At 68.5% G+C, this 18609-nt stretch carries 17 protein-coding genes; 1 reads left to right on the top strand and 16 read right to left on the bottom strand.

The window, feature by feature from the left end:
* Positions 1–40: 40 nt before the first annotated feature.
* The 13 genes from sufC to GZ997_RS10860 form a co-directional block, all read right to left on the bottom strand.
* The gene (gene sufC / locus GZ997_RS10920) at positions 41–790 is read right to left on the bottom strand and encodes a Fe-S cluster assembly ATPase SufC (protein WP_161924213.1); all 750 of its coding nucleotides are present in this window, start codon (positions 788–790) and stop codon (positions 41–43) included.
* Positions 791–829: 39 nt separating this feature from the next.
* Positions 830–2062 (bottom strand): Fe-S cluster assembly protein SufD, encoded by a 1233-nt coding sequence (sufD, locus tag GZ997_RS10915; protein WP_162679909.1) that lies wholly within the window; start codon positions 2060–2062, stop codon positions 830–832.
* Positions 2063–2138: 76 nt separating this feature from the next.
* Positions 2139–3578, bottom strand: coding sequence for a Fe-S cluster assembly protein SufB (gene sufB, locus GZ997_RS10910; protein ID WP_161924215.1), 1440 nt, complete (start codon positions 3576–3578; stop codon positions 2139–2141).
* Entirely contained in the window at positions 3578–4306 is a 729-nt protein-coding gene (locus GZ997_RS10905) for a helix-turn-helix domain-containing protein (protein ID WP_161924216.1), read from the bottom strand. The genes sufB and GZ997_RS10905 overlap by 1 nt, the downstream gene beginning before the upstream one ends.
* Before the next feature lie 229 nt (positions 4307–4535).
* The gene (locus GZ997_RS10900) at positions 4536–5450 is read right to left on the bottom strand and encodes a glycosyl hydrolase family 32 (protein ID WP_161924217.1); all 915 of its coding nucleotides are present in this window, start codon (positions 5448–5450) and stop codon (positions 4536–4538) included.
* A gap of 3 nt (positions 5451–5453) precedes the next feature.
* A complete protein-coding gene (locus GZ997_RS10895) occupies positions 5454–6401 on the bottom strand; it encodes a carbohydrate ABC transporter permease (protein WP_161924218.1) in 948 nt (315 codons plus the stop codon).
* A gap of 1 nt (position 6402) precedes the next feature.
* Positions 6403–7329, bottom strand: coding sequence for a sugar ABC transporter permease (locus tag GZ997_RS10890; RefSeq protein ID WP_161924219.1), 927 nt, complete (start codon positions 7327–7329; stop codon positions 6403–6405).
* 65 nt (positions 7330–7394) lie between these two features.
* Entirely contained in the window at positions 7395–8690 is a 1296-nt protein-coding gene (locus GZ997_RS10885) for a sugar ABC transporter substrate-binding protein (RefSeq protein ID WP_161924220.1), read from the bottom strand.
* A gap of 82 nt (positions 8691–8772) precedes the next feature.
* Positions 8773–9669 carry a LacI family DNA-binding transcriptional regulator gene (locus GZ997_RS10880; protein ID WP_343212328.1) on the bottom strand — a complete coding sequence of 299 codons (897 nt, stop codon included), beginning with the start codon at positions 9667–9669 and terminating at the stop codon, positions 8773–8775.
* A 241-nt stretch (positions 9670–9910) separates the two neighbouring features.
* Positions 9911–11149, bottom strand: coding sequence for a PatB family C-S lyase (locus tag GZ997_RS10875; RefSeq protein WP_162679908.1), 1239 nt, complete (start codon positions 11147–11149; stop codon positions 9911–9913).
* Positions 11146–12057: a DUF3737 family protein gene (locus GZ997_RS10870; protein WP_203234214.1), complete on the bottom strand. Its 912-nt coding sequence runs from the start codon at positions 12055–12057 to the stop codon at positions 11146–11148. The genes GZ997_RS10875 and GZ997_RS10870 overlap by 4 nt, the downstream gene beginning before the upstream one ends.
* Positions 12058–12277: 220 nt before the next feature.
* Positions 12278–13330, bottom strand: coding sequence for a GNAT family N-acetyltransferase (locus GZ997_RS10865; RefSeq protein WP_161924222.1), 1053 nt, complete (start codon positions 13328–13330; stop codon positions 12278–12280).
* A 149-nt stretch (positions 13331–13479) separates the two neighbouring features.
* Positions 13480–15699, bottom strand: coding sequence for a DNA topoisomerase IV subunit B (locus GZ997_RS10860; RefSeq protein ID WP_161924223.1), 2220 nt, complete (start codon positions 15697–15699; stop codon positions 13480–13482).
* A 202-nt stretch (positions 15700–15901) separates the two neighbouring features.
* Here GZ997_RS10860 and GZ997_RS10855 point away from each other — a divergent pair, with 202 nt between their 5' ends.
* A complete protein-coding gene (locus GZ997_RS10855; RefSeq protein WP_161924224.1) occupies positions 15902–16180 on the top strand; it encodes a hypothetical protein in 279 nt (92 codons plus the stop codon).
* Positions 16181–16184: 4 nt separating this feature from the next.
* On the opposite strand, the gene thiD is transcribed toward GZ997_RS10855, so the two are convergent.
* Genes thiD through thiM form a run of 3 tightly spaced genes read right to left on the bottom strand, consistent with a single transcriptional unit; the run spans position 16185 to position 18561 of the window.
* Entirely contained in the window at positions 16185–17039 is an 855-nt protein-coding gene (gene thiD, locus GZ997_RS10850) for a bifunctional hydroxymethylpyrimidine kinase/phosphomethylpyrimidine kinase (RefSeq protein ID WP_161924225.1), read from the bottom strand.
* Entirely contained in the window at positions 17036–17692 is a 657-nt protein-coding gene (gene thiE / locus GZ997_RS10845; protein ID WP_162679907.1) for a thiamine phosphate synthase, read from the bottom strand. Before thiE ends, thiD begins: the two co-directional genes overlap by 4 nt.
* Complete coding sequence (thiM, locus tag GZ997_RS10840; RefSeq protein WP_161924226.1) at positions 17689–18561, bottom strand: hydroxyethylthiazole kinase; 873 nt, start codon at positions 18559–18561, stop codon at positions 17689–17691. Before thiM ends, thiE begins: the two co-directional genes overlap by 4 nt.
* Positions 18562–18609: the final 48 nt, after the last annotated feature.

Below are 18609 nucleotides of genomic sequence, written 5' to 3'. Positions count from 1 at the left end.
TATCGGTTTGCGGGTATGCGGCGGGGCGTCGGCCGACGCCTCAGGCGAGGAAGCGGTCGTAGCCCTCCTCCTCCAGGCGGTCGGCGAGGTCCGCACCGCCCTCCTCGGCAACCCGGCCGTCCACGAACACGTGAATGTGGCTGGGCTTGATGTAGCGCAGGATGCGCGTGTAGTGCGTGATTAGCAGGAAGCCGGCGTCCGAGGCGTCGTGCAGCCGGTTGACCCCCTCGGAGACGATGCGCAGCGCGTCAATGTCCAGGCCGGAGTCCGTCTCGTCCAGGATGGCGAAGCGGGGGCGCAGCAGCTCCATCTGCAGGATCTCGAAGCGCTTCTTCTCGCCGCCGGAGAAGCCCGCGTTCACATCTCGCTGGGCGAAGGCCGGGTCCATGCGCAGGTTCTCCATGGCCTGGTTGACCTGGCCGATCCACTGGCGGACCTTGGGGGCCTCGCCGTCGACGGCCGTCTTGGCGGTGCGCAGGAAATTGGCCACCGTTACGCCGGGGACCTCAACGGGGTACTGCATGGCCAGGAACAGGCCCGCCCGGGCGCGCTCGTCGACGGTCATGTCGAGGATATTGACGCCGTCCAGCAGCACCTCGCCCTCGGTGACCTCATAGTCTGGGTGGCCGGCGATGGAGTATGCCAGGGTCGACTTGCCGGAGCCGTTGGGGCCCATGATGGCGTGCACCTCACCGGAGGCGACGGTCAGGTCCACGCCCTTGAGGATGGGCTTGGGACCGTCGTTGGTGGCGACCTGGACGTGGAGGTTCTTGATCTCGAGGGTGCTCATAACTCTTGGTTCTTCTTTCGTGGGCAAAGTGGTTGGGGCTCAGACGGCGGCGGCCTGCTCGCGGGCGGATACGAGCCCGGTCAGCTCGAGCTCCTTCTCTATCGCGGCCATCAGCCGCTCCTCGACCTCGGGCACGCGGATCTCAGCGACGATCTCGTTGAAGAAGCCGAGCACCACCAGGCGGCGGGCCTCCATCTCCGGGATGCCGCGGGCGCGCAGGTAGAACAGCTGCTCGTCGTCAAAACGGCCGGTTGCCGAGGCGTGCCCGGCGCCCTCAATGTTGCCGTTCTCGATCTCCAGGTTGGGGATGGAGTCCGCCTTGGCGCCCTCGGTGAGCACCAGGTTGCGGTTGAGCTCGTAGGTGTCGGTGCCGCGCGCGCCGGCACCGATGAAGCAGTCGCCTACCCACACGGAGTGAGCGCTCTCCCCCTGCAGGGCGCCCTTGTAGGCGACCCGGGAGTAGCAGTGCGGCTCGGTGTGGGCGACGTAGGGGCGGTGCTCCTGGTGCTGGCCGCCGTCGGTGAAGTACACGCCGTAGGCGTCAATGTGTCCACCCTCGCCCTGGAAGCCGAGGTCGGAGCAGATGCGCACGTCCCCGCCCAGGGAGACGACGACGTGCTTGAGGACGCCGCGCCCCTCCACGCGCACGCGGTGGTTGGAGGCGTGAACGGCACGGTCCTCCCACCCCTGAATCGTCACCAGGGTCAGCTCGGCCCCGTCTGCCACAGTCACCTCCACGGTCTGGGTCAGCGCGGCGGTGCCGCGGTGGTCGAGCAGCACCGTACCCACCGCATCCCTCTCGGCGATGACGCGAATGTGCTGGGCGGCGGGGTGCGCCAGCGCCTCATCCGCGCCGGTGGTGGTCACGCGCACCGCCCGCTCCAGCACCGCCCCGGGCAGCACGGTTAGCACGGTTGCGGCCTGGAAGGCGGCCCAGGCGACAACCCCGGTACGGTCGACTGGGGCCCCGACGACGCCCAGGCGCGGGTCCTGGCGGTCGACGGTCTCGGCCTCGGTGCCCGCCGGGGCATCGATGTCAACGACCAGCGGTCCGGAGCCGGATCCCGCCTTGACGGCGTCGAGGTCGAACAGGGGGGCGAAGCGCTTGACGGGGGTGAACCGCCACTCCTCCTCGCGGCCGTGGGGAACCGGGATGTCGGCCGGGTCGAAGGAAGTGGGCCTCTCTGCGCGGGAGGAGACGTAGCGTCGCCCGCCGTGCGAGTGGGCGCCCTCCAACGACGCGCGCGAGTGGTCGGTCTTCAATTCGGGCATGAGTGCTCCTTGCCGGATCGCCTCCGGCGGCTCGTAATCGGGCAGTAAAAAGTACGGGCTGCGTGTGCCGGCCGGCTCAGCCGACGGAGTTCTCCATCTGCAGCTCGATGAGCCGGTTGAGCTCCAGGGCGTACTCCATGGGCAGCTCCCGGGCGATGGGCTCGACGAAGCCGCGCACGATCGTGGCCATGGCCTCGGTCTCGGTCAGCCCGCGCTGCATCAGGTAGAACAGCTGGTCGGCACTCACCTTGGACACGGTGGCCTCGTGCCCCATCTCGACGTCGTCGGTGCGCACGTCCACGTACGGGTAGGTGTCCGAGCGCGAGATCTCATCCACCAGCAGGGCGTCGCACAGCACATTGGACTTGGAGTGCCGGGCGTTCTTCTGTACCTGCACCAGGCCGCGGTAGCCGGAGCGGCCGCCGCCCCTGGAGATCGACTTGGAGACGATGTGGCTGGAGGTGTGCGGCGCCATGTGGACCATCTTGGCGCCGGTGTCCTGGTGCTGCCCGGCGCCGGCGAAGGCGATGGACAGGGCCTCACCGCGGGCGTGGGGCCCCATGAGGAAGACGGCCGGGTACTTCATGTTCCGCTTGGAACCGATGTTGCCGTCCACCCACTCCATGGTGGCGCCCTCGGCGCAGGTGGCGCGCTGGGTGACCAGGTTGTAGACGTTGTTGGACCAGTTCTGGATGGTCGTGTAGCGCACGCGCGCGTTCTTCTTGACGATGATCTCCACGATCGCCGAGTGCAGGGAGTCGGTGGAGTAGATGGGGGCGGTGCAGCCCTCCACGTAGTGCACGTAGGAGCCCTCGTCAGCGATGATCAGGGTGCGCTCGAACTGGCCCATGTTCTCGGTGTTGATGCGGAAGTAGGCCTGCAGGGGGATCTCCACCTGCACGCCCGGCGGCACGTAGATGAAGGAGCCGCCGGACCACACGGCCGTGTTCAGGGCGGCGAACTTGTTGTCGCCTGCGGGCACGACGGAGCCGAAGTACTCCCGCATCAGCTCGGGGTACTGCTTCAGGGCGGAGTCGGTGTCCAGGAAGATAACGCCCTGCTCCTGAAGGTCCTCGCGGATCTGCTCGTAGACGACCTCGGACTCGTACTGTGCGGCTACCCCGGCCACGAGCCGGTCGCGCTCCGCCTGGGGAATCCCGAGCCGGTCGTAGGTGTTGCGGATGTCCTCGGGCAGGTCCTCCCAGGAGGAGGCCGGCTTGTCTGTGGAGCGCACGAAGTACTTGACCTGGTCCATGTCCAAGTCGGACAGGTCCACGCCCCAGGTCGGCATGGGCTTGCGCTTGAAGATCTCGTACGCCTTCAGGCGCTTTTGCAGCATCCACTCGGGCTCGCCCTTCAGCGCGGAGATCTCACGGACCACTTGCTCGTCCAGGCCGCGCCTGGCGGAGAGGCCGGCGGCGTCGGAGTCACGCCAGCCGTACTCGTAGGTCTCTGAAATCGACTCGATGATCTCGTCGTCGCTGCTGCGGACGGTCTCAGTCACGGGAGCTGTCATCAGTTTCCTTCCATTCTTCGGGGGCTGCGGCCCCGCTGGTCTACCGCCCGTGCAGCGCGCTTGCGCAGCGTGGGCATGGCGATGGGTACGTGTGTGGTGCAAACGTGCTCGCCGCCGGCCAGGGTGGCCAGGCGCTGCACGGGTACACCGAGCAGGCGCGCGAAGGTGCGGGTCTCGGCGTCGCAGAGTGCCTGGAAGTGCCCGGCGACCTCGCGCACCGGGCAGTGGCCCTGGCACAGCTGAACGGCGAAGGTACCGTCACCTACGTCACGGACCGTGGCCGCGTAGCCATCCAGGGTCAGGGCGTCCGCCAGGGCGCGCGCCCGCTCGGCCGGGTCCTTTCCGACGGCCTCGACAATGGGCATGTAGCGGCGCTCCAGATCGCGGCCGCGGGAGGCGGCGAAGGAGTCAATGGCCTTGTCCCCGCCTACCTGCGACAGGTAGGACAGGGCCCGGTTGGCCAGCTCCGAGTACCCCTCGCCGAAGCTCGTGTGCGCGTGCGCGGTAGCGACGTAGAAGCGTGCCGGGCGGCCGCGGCGGCGCTTGCCGCTGGCGGCCGGGTTGTGGACCGCGATCTCACCGGACTGCTCCAGCGCGGTGAGGTGACGGCGCACGGCTGCGGGGGTGAGACTGAGCACCTTGGCCAGCTGGGCGGCTGATATCGGGCCCTTCTCTGCGATTAGGTCGAGGACTCGTGAGCGGGTGGAGTCGTCATCGACTTGGCTCATGGCTTACTCCTCTCCAAGGCGGCGCGGTGCGGGCGGCGGAGCCGGGGGGACGACTCCTTGCACACGTCAAACTTTAACGAACATCTTTGTTCCGAAATTCCACGATGGCAAGTTCCCGACGCCGAGCGGCGCGTGCGATATAGCACGTCGCGACTGTGGCACGCAGGCGGCCCGGGTGCCTCTCGACATCCCGGGCCGCCTGTTCGTGCCGGTGAAGGTGCAGATACCGCTACGGTGCCGCCGCTAGCCCGACCTCGTCCCAGCGCAGTGGATCGGGCATGGTGCCGATGAACTCGCCGTCGACGACGTCGTTGAAGCCGGTGTAGATCCACTGGCCGTCCCGCAGCTGAACCAGCTGGCCGGCGTACAGGTGCTCCGGAACCACGTACCGGGCGGAGTCGACGTCCCAGGGCCCCAGGGGGCTGTCCCCCTCGGCGATCCACACTCCGCCCGGCCCGGGTTCGGCCTGCATGTCCGCACCGCATGAGAAGACCAGCAGGTGCCGACCCTCCACGTGCCGCGACTGGCTGACCTCGAGCTGACCGAACCTGCTCGGCTCGGTCAGGGGTGGCAGCACCTCCCAGTGGTCGAGGTCCGCGGACACCGCGTGCCCGATCACGCCGGCGTGCTTGCGGTCAACGCCCCGGGCGCGGGCGGTGACCAGCATGTGCCACAGCCCGTCATGGCGGAACACGAAGGGATCGCGCCACGGCTCGTCGAAGGCGTAGCCGGGGCTCCACTTCTCATACCACCGTCCGTCCGCCTCGAGCGGCTGCGCGCAGCAGCGCTCAAAGGTGACGCCGTCGGCGGAGTCGGCCCAGCCGATCCGCTGGACCATGCCGCGCTCCGCCCGGGAGATGCCCGTGTAGAACACCCGCATACCGCCGCCGGGCTTGTTTATGGTGCAACCCGTCCAGATGGCCTGGTCATCGAATGCCGGGCCGTCGGAGTGCACCAGGGCGTCCGGAAGCAGCTGCCAGTTGCGCGCGTCGGCGGAAACGGCGTGCCCCATGGAGGCCCGCCAGTGCCGCCGGTCCGGGTCATGCAGTGCCCGGGAGGCGCGCAGGAAGAACAGGTGGTAGTGCTCGCCGTCGTCGGCGATCCAGTGGTCCCACAGCCAGTGGTCTGCAAGCTCCAGTCCCATCGCTCACCCCTTGACCGCGGTGCCGGCCAGCGACTGCACGAAGGAGCGTTGGAAGATGACGAAGATGATCAGCACCGGCAGGGTGATCAGCGTGCCATAGGCCATGATCTGGCCCCATACGGGATTGAGCTGGAAGAAGTACTGCATCCCCACGCTCACCGGTCGCATCGACTCCTGCTGCACCACCATCAGGGGCCACAGGTAGGAGTTCCAGGCCGGCAGCATGGTGATGATCGCAACCGTGGCAAAGGTGGGCCCGGACAGCGGCACGATGATCTTGCGGTAGATGGTCCACCAGCTTGCACCGTCGACGCGGGCGGCCTCGTCGATCTCCTTGGGGATGTCGCCAAAGTGCTGAGCGAATAGGAAGATCGCCAGCGCATTGGCCACGTAGGGCAGGATCTGCACCTGGTAGGTGTTGAGCATGCCCTGCTTGAGCAGGAAGCCGTCCACGGCCCACTGGATGGAGGGCAGCTTCGCCACCCAGAAGACCAGCGGCACCGCGATGGTCTCAAAAGGCACCATCAGGGTGGCCAGCACCAGGGACAGGATCAGGTTCTTGCCCCTCCAGCGCATGCGTGAGATGGCGAAGCCGATCATGGAGTTCACGATCAGTCCCAGGCCCACGATCGCCACGGTGACGATGACGGAGTTGGCGATGAAGCGTCCTGCCGGCACCCGGTTGAATACACCCTCGTAGTTGTCCAGGCTCAAGTCCCCCACCGGCAGGAACGCCTTGAACGAGCCGAGATCGGAGAAGATCTGGGCGTCGCTCTTGAAGGACGAGAAGATCATGAACAGCAGGGGGAAGACGGCGACGACGGCCGCCACTGTCAGCCCCAGGTAGGTCAGGATCCGGGAGCGGCGCTTGGTGGCGGCACGCCCGCGCCTGCGCGAGGTCCCCGGCGTGGCCTCCGGGGCCGGGCCTGCGGTGTTCGCTGCGGTGGTCATGTCAGTCACCCTCTCTGGTCAGGCGCCGCTGGATGAGGCTGATCACCAGCACGGCGACGAAGAAAATCAGCGAGATCGCGCTGCCGTAGCCCATGTCCTGCTCGCGGTAGCCCTTGCGTACGGCGTGGTAGACGAGTGTGGAGGTGGCGTCCTGGGGTCCGCCCGAGGTCATTACGTCCACCTGCACGAACAGGCCCAGTGCGGCAATGGTGATAGTGACCAGGATGAACACCATCGTGGAGTGGAGTCCCGGCCAGGTGACGTACCGGAAGCGCTGCCAGCCATTGACGCCGTCGAGTGCGGCGGCCTCGTACAGCGCCGGGTCGATTCCCTGCAGCCCGGACAGCCAGATAATCATGTGCAGGCCGACCGCCTGCCAGATGGACAGCAAGATGATGGCGGGCATCGCCGTGCCGGGATTATTCAGCCACGCCACGGCTGTCCAGCCGCCACCGGTGAGGGTGTTGAGGATCGAGTTGAACAGGCCGTCCTTCTCGTAGAAGAAGCTCCACAGGATGGATACCACCACCATGGAAGTGACCACCGGCATGAAGATCATGGTGCGGAAGGCGGTCACGCCCTTGACCTTCTGGTTGACCAGGATCGCCAGCGCCAGGGCGAGCCCGGACTGGCAGGGCACCACGATGAGCGCGAAGAAGGCCGTGTTGGTCAGCGACCTGATGAAGGTCGGGTCGCTGCTGAAGGCGCGGATGAAGTTGCTCAGCCCGATGAACTCGGGCGGGTTGGGGGATATCAGGCGCGCGTTGGTAAAGCTGAGCGCGAAGGTGAGCACGATGGGGATGCCCAGGAACAGCGTTAGCAGCAGCAGCGCGGGCGCTGACATGAGCCAGGCGGTGCGGGCCTCCTTGCGCAGCGCGGCGGAGCGCCCGACGCGTTTAGACGACGTGGTTGCGGTTGACGTGGACATGAGTGTCTCCTCCCCGGTGGGGACGCCGACTGCGTCCCCACCGGTACTCGGGACGGAAGCTGCCGTCACTTGGCCTGGTAGCCGTTGTTGGAGGTGATGTCGGCGTCGATGTCCTTGACCGCTTGGTCCAGGGTGGACTTCACGTCGGCACCGGAGACGATGTCACGGGCGGCCTTGTCGAAGATCGAGGAGATCACCTTGTAGCCGGGCGTGGCGGGGCGCAGGAGGGCGTACTTGGTGCCGATCTCGTACACGGGCTCCAGGGCCCCGCCCTCCTTGTAGTACTCGGTCTGCGGCGTGGCCGAGGGCACAGAGGGGAAGTTGCCGATGGCGTTGGAGTACTCCACCAGGTACTCGTCCTGCATGAGGAACTCGATGAATGCGTTGGCCGCGGCGGGGTTGGAGCTGGTGGCCGACACGCCCCACTGCCAGGAGCCGCCGCCGACGCGCGCGCCCTGTCCGAAGTCCACCGGCGGGAGGATGAGCACCTCGTCCTCGCCGAAGGTCTCCTGCGACTGGAGCACCTTCCAGCCGCCGGCGTAGTAGAGCGGCACCTTGCCCTGGAGGAAGTCCTGCCCGTCCGTTGCGGGCGTCTCGGAGGCGTATCCCTTGGTGAAGCAGGAGCGGAACCACTCGCCCCACTGCACCGCGGCGTCGCCGTTGAGGAAGCCATCGGCAGTCTCGAAGGTCTCCCGATCGATCAGGTCGCCACCGAAGGACTGCAGCATCGGGGCGTAGGCGTAGGGCCACCACTCGGCCGTATCCGCTACCGAGAAGTCGATCGCGTAGTCGTAGTCGGGCAGCTCGGAGAGCTTGGCCAGGGCGTCATCGAACTCCTCTCGGGTCCACGGCTGGTCGATCGTGGGGATGGGCACGCCGGCGGCCTCGAAGGCGGACTTGCGGCCCAGGAAGCACAGGGAGGTGTCGTAGGGGCCCACCGAGTACAGGGTGTCATTCCAGTAGCCCTTGGCCGAGTCGATGATGCTGTCCTCCAGCTCGGAGGAGATCTGCAGGGGCGCAAGGTAACCGGAGTAGGCCCAGTTGGGCATGATGGGGCCGTCCAGGTCGAGGATGTCGGGCAGGTCCCCGGCCACGGCGGCCGCCGCGATGGAGTCGTTGTAGGAGGCCTGCGGGAAGTCCTTGACCTCGACGGGGGTGTCGGGGTTGGCCGCGTTGAAGGCCTCCACCGCATTCTTGACGACGGCGAGCTCCTCGCTGTTGCCCCCGTTGTGGGTCCACAGCGTGATGGCACCGGAGGAGCCGGAGGCGGAGCCGCCCTGCTGGGAGGAGCAGGCGGCGAGCGTGGCGGCCACTGCGGCGGTTACGCCCAGGCCGAGGAACGTGCGGCGAGTAGTGGACATGGACACTCCTTCGTGTGTCACTGGGATGGTTTACCGGAATCGGGGCGAATCCGGGGCTTGTGGGGGCCGCCCGGCCCGGGGCTCAGGCGCCCGGGGGTGCGGGGGCGGTTGAGTTGCGGACGATGAGGTCACACGGGAAGCGGTGGATGCCTGCGGGCTCGGGCAGGTCGTCGTGGATCAGCCGCCGCACGAGCCAGTCCGCCATCTCGTAGTGGGGCAGGCGCATGGTGGTCAGCTGGGGCGCCAGATTGGTGGAGATCAGCCGCAGGTCGTCGAAGCCGACAACCGACAGCTGCTCGGGGATGGAGATTCCCAGGGCTGCGGCCGTGCGGTACACGCCGGCCGCCATGCCGTCGTTGTAGCAGAAGACCGCAGTGGGACGGTTCTGGCGGTCCAGCAGCCTGCGGGCACCGGCATCCGCCTGCTCTGGGTGCTGTCCGGCTGCTATCACCAGGTCTGGGTCCGGGGTAATGCCCGCCTCGCGCAGGGTTGTCTCGTATGCCGCGCGGCGCATCCCAATGGCGACAGCACAGACGTCTTGAGTCAGGTGGCCGATCCGGCGGTGACCCAGCTCCAGCAGGTGCGTTACCGCGGCGCGCGCAGCCGCCTCCTCATCGGGCACAACTCCGACGACGTCGTCCCGATCGGCGAAGCCGTTCAGGACCGCCACGTTGTCCAGCTCCGCCGGCACGCGCACCTGCTGGTGGTACATGGCGGCGTGCACGATGACGTCTACGCGCCGGGAGCGCAGCTCGCGCACCGCGCGGCGGGTCGGTTCCGGTTCCCCGCCGGAGTCGGTCAGCAGCACGGACCAGCCGAGTTCTGCGCAGGCGCTGAGGATGGCGTCGATCATCGCAACCGCGTAGGGAGTGGACAGGACCCGGACGCCGAGCACCCCCACGGTGCGCGTGCGGCGGTTGCGCATGCCGCCTGCAAGCGCATCGCGCACGTAGCCGAGGTCCTCCGCCGCGGCGCGCACACGGTCCGCCGTAGCCTGGGAAACCCTCCCCCTGCGCCTTGCCCGACAGCACCAAGGAGGCGGAGGCCGTGGATACGCCGACTGCATCAGCGACATCACTGAGAGTCGCCATCGCCCCTCCTGCTAGCTCATTAGTGGACCGGGCAACCGCGCCCGCTAACAAGAGTGTGAGTCGTCACACGAGGTTAAGTCAAACGATTAACGTCACAGCTGAATATACGAGCGTGACCGACGTGTCGTTTCAGTGCCCGGCAGCCGCCCAGTTGCGCACCCCGCGCACCAGGCGCTCGAGGCCATCGTCAACGCGAGCGAGCTGAGTGCCCAGATTCATGCGGAGGAAGCCGGCGCCGGCACGGCCGTAAGTACTGCCGGCGGTGAGCACCAGGCCGGAATGCTCACGAATCTGAACGGCCAGGGCGGTGGTTGCGTCCGCAAGCGCGTCTCCTCTCCCGGCGGCGGGTCCGGCGCCGGAGCGCAGCAGTGGGCGCACGTCGATCCAGGACAGGTAGGTGGCCTGCGAAACCGGCGCAGCACAGCCGGCCAGTTCGCGCGCCACCACGTCGGCCACCCGCGCTTTGTTAGCGGCGATGTAGCTGCGCACTGCTGTCAGCCAGGCCTCCCCCTCTGCGCTGTAGGCGGCGACTACCGCCGGCACGGCGAACGCTCCCGGCTCGGCGACCTCGTCGGTATTCAGGCTGCGCTCCACGCGGGAGCGCAGGTGCGGCTCGGGGATGACGACCGTCGCCGAGTGGACGCCGGCGGTGTTGAAGGCCTTTGACGGCGACAGGCAGGTGATGCCCACTTCGGCGCACACCGGCGCTGCAGCGGCGAAGGGCGTGTAACCAACCCCGGGCAGGGTGAGGTCGCAGTGAACCTCATCGGACACGACGAGTACGTGGTGCTCGGCGGCAAGTGCGCCAAGGCGGGCAAGTTCTTCCCGGGTCCACACCCGCCCCACGGGGTTGTGTGGGTTGCACAGGATCATCAGGGTGGCGAGCGGGTCGGCAAGCTTGGCCTCCAGATCGGCCCAGTTGATCCTCCACTCCCCGTTCTCTCCCTGCCGCAGGTCGCTGGTGACCAAGCGCCGACCGTTGTTCAGGACGCTGTTGGTGAAGATGTTGTAGACGGGCTGCTGAATCACAACCTTCTCGAACACATTGGTCACGCTGCGAACGATCGAGGAGATCGCGGCGACGACCCCCGTGGTAGGGATCAACCAGTCACGCTGTAGCGGCCAGCCGTGGCGGCGTGTCCACCAGTCGGTTACGGCCTGCTCGTAGGCGTCGGTGACGACGGTGTAGCCCAGCAGGCCCTCGCGGGCAACACGGGCGAGTGCCCGGCGCACGACGGGCGCGGTGCGCAGGTCCATGTCCGCAACCCACATGGGCAGCTCACCGGGCCCGGCCTTATCCCATTTTAGTGAACCGGTGCCACGCCGGTCGGTGCACTCGTCCAGGTTGAAGTTGGAGGAGGAGCTCATGCGTCTACCAGGGGCGTCCAGCCGGTTTCGATGCGGGTCGCGGCGGGTTTCACTCGGTCTGGGTCGAAGATCTTCTCGCCGATGGAGCCGACCCTGATTACGCCGTCGTAGGGGTTGGTCAGTGAGTCGAGGTGACCGATTATCTCGGCGTCAATGCCCCGGCAATACTCAAAGGCGAGAGTGGTGTCCAACAGACGGCAGCCCCGCAGGGTGAGTCCATCGATGTAGCACAGGCCCTGCAGACTCTGAACGGTGCAGTCGACGAGGGTGACGTTGCGAGAGTTCCAGCCCAGGTACTCCCCCACGATCACCGAGTTCTCCACCACCACATTCTCACAGTTCCAGAAGGCGTCCTTACTCAGCAGCACACTGTCCCGTACGGTCACGTCCCGGGCCCCGTCGAAGGCGTAGTTCCCGGTGAGCCGCAGCCGTTCGGCAGTCACCCCGACGGCGTCCTTGGCGAAGTAGTCGCCGGTGGCATTCACCTCCGCTAGCGTCACTTCCCGGCAGCTCCACAGGGTTTCTTCGGCATGTGGCAGGTCCACCCGCTGCAGGCTGATACCGCGGCCGCGGCGGAAGGTCTTTGGTGCGGCCACCAGCGTGCCTTCAATGCGGATGTCGTCCGTGTACCAGATGCCGGAGCGGGCGGTCTCCAGCAGAGCGCCGCCGGTGACCGACACGTCCTGGCAGTACCAGAGCGGATACTTCCACTCGAACACGCTGTCGCTGATACGCAGACCGCGGCTCTCCTTAAGCGGGGATTCACCGTCGCTGAATGTGGAGTGGACGATGGTCAGATCGCGAGAGGCGTACAGCGCGCGTTCGCCGGTCAAGTGCTGATGGTCGACCATCGAGTCGCTGTTGCCGAGACAGTCGGTCGGTGCTGCTGGGGTTGCGGCTAATGTCATGGCACACGACTCTAGGAAGCCGACGTCCTCGCAACGAGGCATTATCAGTACCTGTCAGCGATCTCCTCTTCATCGTGCCGGCTCCGAGTCCGAACAGGTGCAGGCCGTCTCCACGACGTCGCCTCCGGCAGGGGAGCATCGGACCCGGCGGGAGCCCGATGCGATCCAGCCGATGTCAACCCCGGTGCTGCGGGCGGAGCCAACGCGCGGGAATCGGCGCCTACACGTCCAAGCCGTAGAGGATGGTCCCCCGGGTGGCGGTGTAACCCAGGTCGCGGAACAGGTCGACGGCGCCGCTGGGATCGTCTGACTCGAAGCCCGCGGCAGCGTACTCCATGCCGTCGGCCGCGTAGGCGCGCATGGCCGCGCACAGCAGCGCCGGGCCCACGTCCCTGGAACGGTAGTCGGCGAGCACGCCGATAACGTCCGTGTAACCCTCCCGCCAGCCGAGTGCCTCCCAGTCCTGCTCATAGCGGCTGGACAGCACGTAGCCGGCCACGCGCGCACGGTCCCCGGACCGGTCCAGCGCCACGAAGCTCCACTGGGGGGCGAAATAGGCACGCCCGGCCCGCCACTCCTCCGGGCTCATGCTGCCGCCGCCGGAGTCGGCGAAGGCCTGGTTGTGGGCTCGGCGCACGGCATCATCCAGGTCCTCCGACCACGGCTCGATACCGAGGAACCCATCCAGCTCAACCGTGGGTATCGCGGTGGCCAATGAGCGCCTGACCTCCCGGTACCAGCGGCGCGGCTCGAAGCGCAGCTCCAAGAGGTGATCCTTCATGCGTTCATCGTCCTCTAGGACCGTGGTGACGATGTGCGCTGGCGCGGAGGCGGCCGATCCGGACGGCTCACCTGCCCGTTCGGCACCGATGAGGTGCCGGGCCCGCTCGGTCTGCCAGTGCAGCAGCGCCACTCCGATGCCGCGCCTACGCCAGGCAGGGTCTACGGTCCCGGTCATGGAGGCGTAGATCTCCCCCGCCGGACGCAGCCGCACCAGCCCGAATGCGCGCATCACACCATCGGCGTCGCGCCCGGCCACACCGGAATAGGTGGGGTCTACGAAGTACTCGGCGGTCTCCTGCGCGGTGGTGCGGTAGGGCGGGTTGTCGGCAGCCTCAGAGCGGGCGACCAGATCGGCGAGCTCGGCATTATCGCGAGGTCCAAGCGGCGACCAGGTGAGCATGCGGGGCAAGGCGGACCGGGGACCGGGACGGAACATGGCCCAGGGGCCACCCGGACCGGTGCGGGGCGTCGAACCGTAAACCGGCGTCATATGCGTCTCCTTCGACGGGACGGTGCCCGACCTCGGGCCTGGACGGATCAGATGTTGGATGAAGCGGGTCGCTCCAGGTTACCCGAGCAGCCCACCCGCACCGCGTGCCGTCGGCGCGGAGGCGTCACCGGCGGCGGGCCTCCGGAGCCTCAGGCGTCGATGCGCTCGCGGTCGATGTCGGCGGCGCCCTCGATGATGAAGTCGCGGCGCGGCTCCACGCTGGAGCCCATGAGCAGCTCAAACACGTTCTCCGCCTCGGCGAGCTCGGCCTCGTCGCTCAGGGTGATGCGCCGCAGGGTGCGGTGCTCCGGCTCCATCGTCGTCTCGGCCAGCTGGTGGGCATCCATCTCCCCCAGGCCCTTGTAACGCTGGGGCTCCTTGAAGCTGCGCCCCTGCTTCTCCAGCTTGCGCAGGGTGGTGACCAGCTCCTCGTCGGAGTAGGTGTAGATGACTTCCTTCTTGCGTCGTCCCTGGGCGGATACCTCGATCCGGTGCAGCGGGGGCACGGCGGCGAAGACGCGGCCAGCCTCGATCATGGGGCGCATGTAGCGGAAGAACAGGGTCAGCAGCAAGGTGCGGATGTGGGCGCCGTCGACGTCGGCGTCGGTCATCAGGATGACCTTGCCGTAGCGGGCGGCCTCCAGGTCGAAAGTGCGTCCGGAGCCGGCCCCGACCACCTGGATGATGGCGGAGCACTCGGCGTTGCGCAGCATGTCCGCCTGGGACGCCTTCTGCACGTTGAGGATCTTGCCGCGGATCGGCAGCAGCGCCTGGAACTCGCTGTTGCGAGCGTTCTTGGCGGTGCCCAGGGCGGAGTCGCCCTCGACGATGAACAGCTCGGAGGAGGCGACGTCGTCGGAGCGGCAGTCGGCCAGCTTGGCGGGCAGCGTGGAGGTCTCCAGGGCGGTCTTGCGGCGGGTGATCTCCTTGTGCATGCGGGCGGACACGCGTGCGCGCATCTCCCCGACGATCTTCTCCTGCAGGGCGCGCGACTGGGTCTTCAGGTCGCGCTTGGAGGAGGTCAGCAGGGCGGTGAGCTCCTTCTCCACCACCTTGGCGACGATCTGGCGCACCGGGGCGGTGCCGAGCACCTCCTTGGTCTGTCCCTCGAACTGGGGCTCGGGCACGCGCACGGTGATGACGGCGGTCAGCCCCGCCAGGATGTCGTCCTTCTCGATGCGCCCGTCGCGGCTGGTGACCTTCAGGGCGCGGGAGTTGGCGTCGATCTGCTTGCGCAGCACCTTGGTGACGGCCTGCTCAAAGCCGGTCAGGTGGGTGCCGCCCATGGGGGTGGCAATAATGTTGACGAAGGAGCGCTCGGTGGTGTCGTAGCCGATGCCCCAGCGCAGGGCCACGTCCACGGTGCAGGTGCGCTCAACCTCGGTGGGGCGCAGGTGTCCGGTGCGCTGGTCGAGCTGCTGCACGGTCTCGGTGTAGGTCCCCTCGCCGGTAAGGCGGAAGGTATCGGTAACGGAGCCGTCGGTAGCCAGGAAGTCGACGAAGTCCGCAGTTCCGCCCTCGGCGTGGAAGACCTCGGCGCCCTCCTGGTCCGCGGCGCCGGAGGTGAACAGGTCGCCCGCACCCGCTGAGGCGTGGGCGGCCTTGGCGCTCAGCGCCGGGTCGCCGGCCGCAGGACCGCTGGCCGCGGCGGCGACGGCCTCCGGGTCGCGCTCATCGGTGAGGGTCAGCGTGAGCCCGGGCACCAGGAAGCTGGTCTGCCGCAGCCGGGCGCGCAGGGCGGTGATGTCGTACTGGGCGGGTGCGGGGAAGATCTCGGGGTCGGCCCAGTAGCGCACCCGGGTGCCGGTTACGCCCCGGCGCACCTTGCCGACCACGCGCAGCTGCGTGGCCTCGGTGTACTCCTCGAAGGGCGCATCTGGGTTGGGGCCCGTGGTGGGATCTGTGAAGACGCCGGGAACGCCGCGCCTGAAGCTCATGGCGTAAGTCTTACCGCCGCGGTCCACCTCCACGTCCATGCGGGCTGACAGGGCGTTGACCACGCTGGCGCCCACCCCGTGCAGGCCGCCGGCGGAGCCGTAGGAGCCGCCGCCGAACTTCCCGCCGGCGTGCAGCTTGGTGTAGACCAGCTCGACGCCGGTCAGCCCGGAGGAGGGCTCCACGTCCACGGGCACACCCCGACCGGTGTCGCGCACCTCAATGGACCCGTCGGCGTGGACCAACACGTCAATGCGGTCCCCGTAGCCCTCCAGGGCCTCGTCCACGCCGTTGTCGATGATCTCCCACACGCAGTGCATCAGGCCCCGCTGGTCGGTGGAGCCGATGTACATGCCAGGGCGCTTGCGCACCGCCTCAAGCCCCTCCAGCACGGAGAGGTGGCGGGCGGAGTAGGACTGGGAAGAATCTGGCACGGCCCGAATCTAGCCGATTGCCGGGGCGGCTTCGGCGCCCCGCGCCGCCGCCGGGATGTGGTCTTCGCCCGGCGCCGACGCGTCGACGCCACCCCTGATTCCCGTGATTCCCTGCGTTCGCCGTGGGCGCAGGGGGTGCGCCCGGGGCGGAAAACGGCCCTTCAGCGTTGGCGCGGGCGCCCAGCGGTGGTGAAATCGAGCCATGAGCACCGCAACTCCTATCTCCACCACGGTCGCCGATCCGACGGCCGTGCCCGAACAGGCCACCGGCCAGGCCGCGGCGACCGAGACGCGTCCGCTCACCACCGCCGACCGCTGTGACGTCTGCGGCGCGCAGGCCTATCTGCGCGTGGTCCTCGCCTCCGGCGAGCTGCTGTTCTGCGCCCACCACGGCCACGCCCACCGTGACGCCCTGGAGCGCCAGGCCCTGTTCATCCAGGACGAGTCCGACCGCCTCACCCGCTCAAACGAGTCCGACTGACCGACTAGGCGGGCGGCTCGCCCGTCGGATCCTTCAACTTTCTGCCTACGCCCTCTGGCTGAGTCGGCCAGAGGGCGTAGTAGTGGTGCACCGGGCCGTGCCCGTGGCCGACACCGAGCAGGTCGGCGTGCGCTAGGGCGCCGGTCAGGTAGGCCTTGGCGTCTCGTACCGCCGCGATCCAGCTGTCACGCTGCGGACGCAGGGCGGCGACGGCGGACGACAGCGTGCAGCCCGTCCCGTGGGTGTTGCGGGTGCGCACGCGGCGACCCGGCAGCAGCACCGTGCTGTCGGTGTCGGCATACACGTCGGCTGCCCCTCCCGCCAGGTGGCCGCCCTTGAGCAGCACCCGGCGAGCCCCGCGGGCGAGCAGCGCCTCGGCCTGGCGGCGCATCTCGTCGGGGCTCGTGGCGGGCTCGCATCCCAGCAGCGCGGCCGCCTCCGGCAGGTTCGGCGTGATCAGATCCGCCCGCATGCACAGGCGGCGCAGCGCCGCCAGGGCGTCGGCGTCGAGCAGGCGGTCCCCGGAGGTTGCCACCATCACCGGGTCCAGGACGGTTCCGGGCAGACCGGGGAGGTACTCCCCCACCGCGTCGGCCAGCTCGGCGGTGGCGAGCATGCCGATCTTGGTGGCGTCGGGGGCGATGTCCGCCAGCAGGGTGTCCAGTTGCAGGCGCACGAAGTCCACGGGTACGGCATGCACCCCGGTTACCCCGCGCGTGGACTGAGCGGTCAGTGCGGTGACCACGCTCATCCCGTAGGCGCCGAGCGCCCCCATGGTCTTCAGGTCCGCCTGGACGCCGGCGCCGCCGGAGGGATCGGAGCCGGCGACGGTCAGCACCCTGGGGATTGTGCTGGTCATTGTCCGCTCTCCCAGGCCCCGCGCAGTTGCTGCGCGGCCTCCCGCGGATCATCCGCCAGGCAGATGGCGGAGACGACGGCGGCCCCGGCCAGTCCCCCTGCGCGCAGAACGGGAAGGTCCGCGCTGGTGACTCCGCCGATGGCGACGCACGGCAGGCCAGCGGACGCGGCCAGGCGGATGACGCCACCCGTGCCGATGCCTGCGGGCGCGTCCGTCTTGGTGGCGGTGGCCCGTACCGCCCCTATGCCAACGTGGTCGCAGGCGCCCTCCGATTCCGCCGCGGAGAGTTCCTCCGGGGTGGCTGCGGACAGGCCCAGGTAGGCGGCTTCACCGATGAGCTCACGCACCACGGTCGCAGGCAGGTCCCGCTGCCCCACGTGCACGCCTGCCACCGGCGCCCCCAGACCGCGGGCCGCCAGGAACACGTCTACGCGGTCGTTGACGATCACCGGCACCTGCCTACCGACGGCGTGAGCGACGCCGAGGACCTGGGCGAGGAAGCCGGCGCCGTCGGCGTGCTTGGCGCGCACCTGCACGCAGGTGACACCGCCCGCCACGGCGGCACGGACGGTGTCGGTGACCGTGCGGCCGCGGGAGCGGCACTGGTCGGCGTCGGTGACCAGGTAGACCCGCAGGTCCGGTGCGGGCCTCATGAGACGGGGATCCTGGCGAGGTCGTCGGCATCCAAGCAGTACAGAGAGTCGAGCAGGGCGACCTGGAAGGAGCCCGGACCCGCAGCAGTCTCGGCAGCGATCTCGGCGGCCGCGCTGTATACGGCGTGGCAGGCAACGGTTGCGGCGAAGGCGTCGGTGCCGATGGCGCGCCCGGCCGCAAGGAAGCCGGCCGCCAGCGCCCCCAGGGCGCAGCCGCCGCCGGTCACGCGGGTGAGCAGGGCGGAGCCGCCACCCACCCGGGCCAGGCGTCCGTCATCAACGATGGCATCCACGGGGCCGGACACGGCGACCACCGCACCGGTGCGGGCCGAGAGCGCCCGCGCGGCTCCTAGGGCGGCGGCAACATCATCGGCGGTCTCCACGCCCCTGCCTCCCGCGCCGGAGCCGGCAAGGGCCATGATCTCCGAGGCATTGCCGCGGATGACGGTCGGCTCCTCCTCCAGCAGCCGGTGGGCGAGCTCGGTGCGGTGTACCAGCGTGCCTACCGCCACGGGGTCCAGCACCCACGGCACGCCTGCCGCACGCGCGGCAGCGGCGGCCTCCAGGGCCGCGGCGCGCTGCTCGGGCTGAGGCGTTCCCAAGTTGATCAGCAGCGCGGAGGCGACGGCGGCGAAGGGCCCGGCCTCCCCGGTGACGTCGACCATCGCGGGAGCGGCCCCGGTGGCCAGTAGGACATTGGCGGTGAAATTCGTGACCACGGAGTTGGTGATGCAGGCAACCAGTGGGCCGGCGGCGCGCAGGGACTCCAGCACTTCCGCGGTACCGGCGGGCGGCGCGGGCGCCCTCAGGACCGAGGGCTCGGCGGGGCAGTCACTCGAATAAGCACTTGCGGACGCGTGCTGCGGCATGCGACATCCCTTCGTCAGCATTATCTGGACAGGTTCAACGGGTTTCTC

The organism is Actinomyces sp. 565 (assembly GCF_010365615.1).
Taxonomy (GTDB): Bacteria; Actinomycetota; Actinomycetes; order Actinomycetales; family Actinomycetaceae; genus Actinomyces.
The sequence above is the reverse complement of the archived record's forward strand: the minus strand, read 5'-3'. Positions and strand labels throughout refer to the sequence as shown.